Raw genomic sequence first — 5649 nt, 5'->3', positions numbered from 1 at the left:
CTGGGCAGGGCGACGGTGGTGGTCGAGGCGGCCGCCCGCAGCGGTGCGCTGAGCACCGCCGCGTGGGCCGCTGCCCTGGACCGACCTGTGGGCGTGGTTCCGGGCCCGGTCACCTCGGTCGCGTCGGTGGGATGCCATCTGCTCGCGCGGGACAGGGGAGCGGTGCTGGTCACCAGGACCGCAGACGTGGTCGAGCTGGCCGGCGACATGGGGGAGACCGCCGAACCGCCCTCCGGGCATGCGAGCACCTGGGACGGGTTGGATGACGTGACCAGGCGGGTCCTGGAGGCGCTGCCGATCACGGGTGGGGCGGCACCGGCCGAGATCGCCGCGTCGGCCGGGACTCCGCTGATCGTCACCAGGACGGTTCTCGGCCGGTTGTTGTCCGCGGGCGCCGTGTCCCGTGGCCCCGAAGGGTGGCGCAGATCCCGGGACGGCGGCGTCCAGCTGACGATCCCGGTGGCGTGACAGCGCCCCGCGTCCGACGGTTACAGGATCGCCTGCAGTGCGAGGTAGAACAGCGACGGCCCCAAGAGGCAGCCGAGTCCGGTGTAGAACGTGGCGGTCATGGCGCCGTAGGGCACCAGCCGCTCGTCGGTGGCCGCGAGACCTCCCGCCACGCCTGAGGTGGTCCCCATCATCCCGCCGTACACCATCGCCGATTTGGCGTTGTTGAGCCGGATCAGCGGCGCGATGAGCGGGGTGGCGACCATCACCAGGACCGCCTTGATGAGTCCTGCGGCGACCGAGAGTGCGATGACCTCGGAGGAGGCACCCACCGCCGTTCCGGTGACCGGCCCCACGATGTACGTCGCGGCGCCGGCTCCGATGGTCGCGAGTGACTCAGGGTCGGTGTAGCCGAAGCCCCAGGCCAGCGCGGCGCCCACGAAGAACGACACCCACACGCCGGCGACGAGCGCGATCACTCCCGCGAGCCCCGCTTTCCGGATCTCCCGCAGGTCCACCCCGAACGCGGTGGAGACGATGGCGAAATCGCGGATCATCGCGCCACCCATGAGTCCGAGCCCGGCGAAGAGGGCGATGTCCGCCACCCCTTTCTCACCACCCGTGTGTTGCCCGGCCCAGTAGGCCAGAGCGAGACCGACGATGATCGCGATCGCCGAACCGTGCAGCATGCCCCGGGTGAGTTTTCTCGAGAGCCAGCCGGATATCAGGATCGTCACACCGACCAGGGTGAACGCGAACAACAAGCCGTTGGACTCCAGAACGTCGATGACGGTGTCCATGTCAGATCTCCTGAGCTGCCGAGTCGGGATCGGCCAGTGGTGGCAGGGGTGCGGAAGGCGGTCCGATTCTGGAGATCACCGGCACGAGGGCCGCGCCGACGAGCATCGCGGCGAGCCCGGCCGCGACCGCCGCGGCGCCTCCGGAGACCGCCGCGGAGACGTTCTGCACCGAGGCCATCGCGACGACCACGGGGATGTACATCGCGCTCCAGAACAGGACGCCCCGTTCGGATGGCTGTGGGAGCCGCCCCTTTCGCCGCATCACGTCGGTGATGACGATGAGCAGCAGCATGCCGAAGCCGACTCCGCCGACGTTCGCGTCCACGCCGAGAAGCTCGCCGAGTAACTGTCCGATCGCGGCGCCCGCGAGGGTGCACCCCGCGAGAATCGCCACTCCGTAGATGACCATGATCTCTCTCCAGGTCCGGCGCTCAGGCGCCGTCGTCGGTGAACAGGCCGGCGTACCGCGTGCGCAGTTCGGCCTTCTGGACCTTGCCCATCACGTTTCGAGGCAATGCCTCGACGACGCGGACGGCCTTGGGCTGCTTGAATCGCGCCAGGCGATCCGCGACGGCCCCGATCAGGGCGGATTCGTCGGGCGTCTGCCCCGGCGCGGCGACCACCACCGCGACGACGGTCTCGCCCAGATCGGGGTGGGGGACCCCGATCACCGCGGACTCTGCGACGGCGGGCTGCGCGTCGAGAAGTTCCTCGATCTCGACCGGGTACACGTTGAACCCGCCCGAGATGACCATGTCCTTGTCGCGGCCGACGATGCTGAGATAGCCGTCGTCGTCGAACCTGCCCACGTCACCGGTACGGAAGAAGCCGTCCTCGCAGAACTCGGCCGCCGTCTTCTCCGGCATGTTCCAGTACCCGGCGAACACGTTGGGCCCACGCACCTCGATCCCACCGATCTCACCTCTGGCGAGCGAGGCCCCGGTCTCCCTGTCGGTGATCCGGACCTCGACCCCGGGCAGGGGCAGGCCCACGGTGCCCGGCCGTCGCTCGCCCTCGTACGGGTTGGAGGTGTTCATGCCCGTCTCGGTCATGCCGTAGCGCTCCAGGATCCGGTGGCCGGAGCGTTCCCCGAACGCCGCGTGGTCAGAGGCGAGGAGGGGAGCGGATCCGGAGACGAAGAGTCGCATCCCCGCGCAGAGCTCGGGGGTGACCCGGGAGTCTGCGGCGAGTCTCGTATAGAACGTGGGCACCCCCATCAGCACCGTCGACCGCGGGATCAGGTCGACGATGGCGTCCGCGTCGAACTTGGGCAGGTAGTGCATGCTCGCGCCGGTGGTGAGGGTCAGATTCGCGGCGACGAAGAGTCCGTGGATGTGGAAGATCGGGAGCGCGTGGATCAACCGGTCCTCGGCCGTGTACCGCCAGTACTCGCGGAGAGCGTCGCAGTTCGACGCCAGGTTGCCGTGGGTGAGCACCGCACCCTTGGACCGGCCGGTGGTACCCGAGGTGTACAGGATCGCGGCCGGGGAGCCGGGGTCCGCCGGATGGACGTCGTGGTGGTTCTCCCGAGACCGGAGAAGGCTGCCGTCGCCCTCGGTGCCGAGCGTCTCGATCATCGTGGAGGCCGGCACCCGGTCGCGGAACTCCGCCTCGCGAGCGGGCGTGCAGACGAGCACGCGCGGCGTCGCGTCACCGAGGAAGTAGTCCACCTCCGGCCCGGTGTACGCGGTGTTGAGGGGCAGGAAGACCCCGCCCACCTGCAGGGTCGCCAGGTACAGCGCGATCGCCTCGGGCGACTTGTCCACCTGCATCGCGACCCGATCGCCGGGCTCGACGCCGTCCGCGCGCAACCGGGCTGCGATGCGGTGCACGATATCCGCGGTGGCGCCGTAGTCGAGCGTGGTACCGCCGGGGAGGTCGAACAGGACGGCGTCGGGCCGCCGCCGGGCATGGCCGAGGAACGAGTCCAGAACCGATTCGAACGTGCTCACTGGTGGGACTTCCTTTCATTGGACGGGGGTGCCGGCCGGCAACTCCCGCTGTGGGTCGTGAGGAGGTCGGTGACCGCGTCACTCGAGGCGACGGTGCCGTGCCGCACGAACCTCTCGTGCCGGGGTTCGAGCTCGGCCGGTTCGTAGCGGTAGTTGACCATCGCTCCGTACGACTGGGTGATCCCGTTCGCGGAGCAGTCCGCCGGCCAGTTGAGCCGCCAGGCCTCGGCACCGTTGCTGAGATGGAACCGGGCCACCCGGTCATGTGGCCGGCCACTGTCGTCTTTGACCAGGCAGATGTACCGCGCCGCGGCGGCCACCACGTGCGGGCGCAGCTCGTCGACCTCCGCCGTGTCATCCCGGTCCGGTTCCTGCGTCAGGTCGAGGGCGGCGAGGCGATGCCGTAGACCGCGGAGGTGGGGATCGTCCTGGGCGTCGAGCCAGCGCCGGAATCCGGGAATCGGCGACAGGGTCACGAAGGTGCTCAGGTGGGGGAGAGCGTCGCCGACCTCATCGATGACGTGTTTGATGAGCAGGCTGCCGAGGGACACGCCGGCCAGCCCGTCGAGGCAGTTGCTGATCGAGTAGAGCACCGCGGTGTCGGCCTCCGTCACGGAGAGGGCGGGTCCGGGGCGGAGGATGGGCGCGATGTCGGCGGGGACGCCCCGGGTGAGGGCGACCTCGACGAAGATCAGCGGCCGAATGCCGGTGGCCGGATGGAAGAACGCGTACATCCGCCGGTCGGCCGGCTGCAAGCGGCGGCGCAGCTCGTCGAGTCCGGCCATCGGGTGCACCTGTTCGTATCGGATCAGATGATCGAGCAACTCGCCCGGGGAGTCCCACGTGACCTCCTCCATGCGGAGGAATCCGCGGTTGAACCACGAACCGAGCAGGTGGTGCAGGTCGTGGTCGAGCGAGCGGAGGTGCGGATGGTCGGCGAGCAGCGCCCGCAGATCCGATCGCAGCTCGGTGAGCGCGTGTGTCGCCCCGGGGGCGTGATTGATCCTGCGGAAGAGCTTCTGCCGACGCGGTTCGACGGCGTCGACGAGCTCGATCTCCGCGGCCGCGGCCCGCGCCGTGTCGCGCCCGGTCGCAGCCCAGGCCGCATACGCCCGCTCGACACGCTGCGGGTCGACGCCGTAGCTCTCGACCAGATGAGTGAAGAACTCGACGCGACGATCCGCCGGGAGCTCTCGGTAGGCCCGCAGCAGGCCGTCCCCGACGTTCCGCATCGACGCCTCTCCGATGTCGCTCATGAGCTCGGTGCAGGCGTCCATGAGTCGCGTCAGTGGGGTCATGGCGTCCTCCTGGAGTGCATACGGGCTGTTCGGGGGCTATATGTGTTTCATATCCGTTGTTATATACATCACAACTACTATCAGACTGTGAGCGCGGTCACAAGGAGGTGCCGGGATATTCTGGCCCTCGAGGAGGTGGGCGATGGTGCGGGTGACCGAGTCCCAGCGGGTACGGGACGCATTGGAGAACGCTGTGATCGACGGCCGATACCGGCCGGGCGACCGCCTCGATCCGGTGCGGTTGGCGGAGGAGTTCGGCTGCTCGCGCACTCCCATCCGAGAGGCGCTGCAGGCGCTCGAGCGGTCGGGTCTGGTGCAGATCAGGCCCAAACAGGGCACGTTCGTCACGCACTTCGGCGTCACCGATCTGGCGGAGCGGTTCGAGGTGATGGCGGAGCTGGAGGGCATGGCGGCCCGCCTCGCGGCCCGGCGGATCCGGCCGGAGTCCGTGCGATCCATGGAGGACGCTCTCGCTGAATGTGAGGAGCGCGCGATCGCGGCGGACGCGGACGGCTACTACTACGCGAACGCGCGTTTTCACGGGGTGATCTACGAATCCTGCGGCAACGAGTACCTCACCCGGCAGTCATTCGATCTGAAGAAGGTGCTGCAGCCCTACAGGCGACTCCAGCTGCGGGTCCCGGACCGGATGCGGCGCTCGCTCGCCGAGCACCGGGCGATCGCCGACGCGATCGTGGGGGGCGAGCAGGACAAGGCGGAGGATGCCGCCCGCGACCACGTCTTGGTCCAGGTCCGGGAGTTCAGCGAGCTCGTGCGCATCTGGCGCACCATCGCCTCGAACTAGACCGTGCGCGGCTCAGGCACGCCTTGCGCGCCGAGGTGACACAAGTGACAATTGTTACTCATGGGGAACAACGCGGGCGCGAAAGACGGTCGCGGCTCTCTTCCGCCCGCCCTCGAGGTCGTCGTCGACGACTACGTCACCGATCTCAGGACCGGACGGTCGCGCTCCGAGGCCACCGCGCGGTCGTACCGCTCCGATGTGCGGGCGTTGCTCGCTCACCTCGGATCGGACGGCGACGGACCGGACACCGCGGCCGACCTCGCCGGATCACTCACCCTGCCCGCGCTCAGGGGGTGGCTGGCCGCTCAGGTCGGCGCCGGTGCCGCCCGGTCGACCATCGCCCGGCG

At 69.2% G+C, this 5649-nt stretch carries 7 protein-coding genes; 3 read left to right on the top strand and 4 right to left on the bottom strand.

From position 1 onward, the window contains the following. The coding region (locus tag G6019_RS06590) for a DNA-processing protein DprA (RefSeq protein WP_182627241.1) at positions 1–468 on the top strand (468 nt) is incomplete at its 5' end. 20 nt (positions 469–488) lie between these two features. Here the strand turns inward: G6019_RS06590 and madM are convergent. From madM to G6019_RS06570, 4 genes are read right to left on the bottom strand one after another with little or no spacing between them, the layout of a single operon-like run. Then, positions 489–1247 carry a malonate transporter subunit MadM gene (gene madM, locus G6019_RS06585; RefSeq protein WP_182613145.1) on the bottom strand — a complete coding sequence of 253 codons (759 nt, stop codon included), beginning with the start codon at positions 1245–1247 and terminating at the stop codon, positions 489–491. Between the two features lies 1 nt (position 1248). Beyond that, positions 1249–1656, bottom strand: a complete 408-nt coding sequence (gene madL, locus G6019_RS06580; protein WP_107756640.1) for a malonate transporter subunit MadL — start codon at positions 1654–1656, stop codon at positions 1249–1251. Between the two features lie 22 nt (positions 1657–1678). Further along, positions 1679–3199 (bottom strand): AMP-binding protein, encoded by a 1521-nt coding sequence (locus G6019_RS06575; protein ID WP_182613144.1) that lies wholly within the window; start codon positions 3197–3199, stop codon positions 1679–1681. Next, positions 3196–4497, bottom strand: coding sequence for a malonyl-CoA decarboxylase domain-containing protein (locus tag G6019_RS06570; RefSeq protein ID WP_107756638.1), 1302 nt, complete (start codon positions 4495–4497; stop codon positions 3196–3198). Before G6019_RS06570 ends, G6019_RS06575 begins: the two co-directional genes overlap by 4 nt. Before the next feature lie 142 nt (positions 4498–4639). On the opposite strand from G6019_RS06570, the gene G6019_RS06565 reads away from it, so the two are divergent. Further along, positions 4640–5302: a GntR family transcriptional regulator gene (locus G6019_RS06565; RefSeq protein ID WP_107756637.1), complete on the top strand. Its 663-nt coding sequence runs from the start codon at positions 4640–4642 to the stop codon at positions 5300–5302. 60 nt (positions 5303–5362) lie between these two features. Further along, positions 5363–5649 (top strand): site-specific integrase (locus tag G6019_RS06560; RefSeq protein WP_182627239.1); only part of this gene is annotated, 287 nt, incomplete at its 3' end.

Origin of the sequence: Dietzia sp. DQ12-76, from assembly GCF_014145045.1 — a bacterium.
Classification (GTDB): domain Bacteria; phylum Actinomycetota; class Actinomycetes; order Mycobacteriales; family Mycobacteriaceae; genus Dietzia.
The sequence above is the reverse complement of the archived record's forward strand: the minus strand, read 5'-3'. Positions and strand labels throughout refer to the sequence as shown.

What these genes read in the sequence shown, in the direction of transcription:
- madM (WP_182613145.1), bottom strand. Translation starts at nt 1,247, where the DNA reads ATGGACACCGTCATCGACGTTCTGGAGTCCAACGGCTTGTTGTTCGCG.
- G6019_RS06570 (WP_107756638.1), bottom strand. Translation starts at nt 4,497, where the DNA reads ATGACCCCACTGACGCGACTCATGGACGCCTGCACCGAGCTCATGAGC.
- G6019_RS06565 (WP_107756637.1), top strand. Translation starts at nt 4,640, where the DNA reads ATGGTGCGGGTGACCGAGTCCCAGCGGGTACGGGACGCATTGGAGAAC.
- madL (WP_107756640.1), bottom strand. Translation starts at nt 1,656, where the DNA reads ATGGTCATCTACGGAGTGGCGATTCTCGCGGGGTGCACCCTCGCGGGC.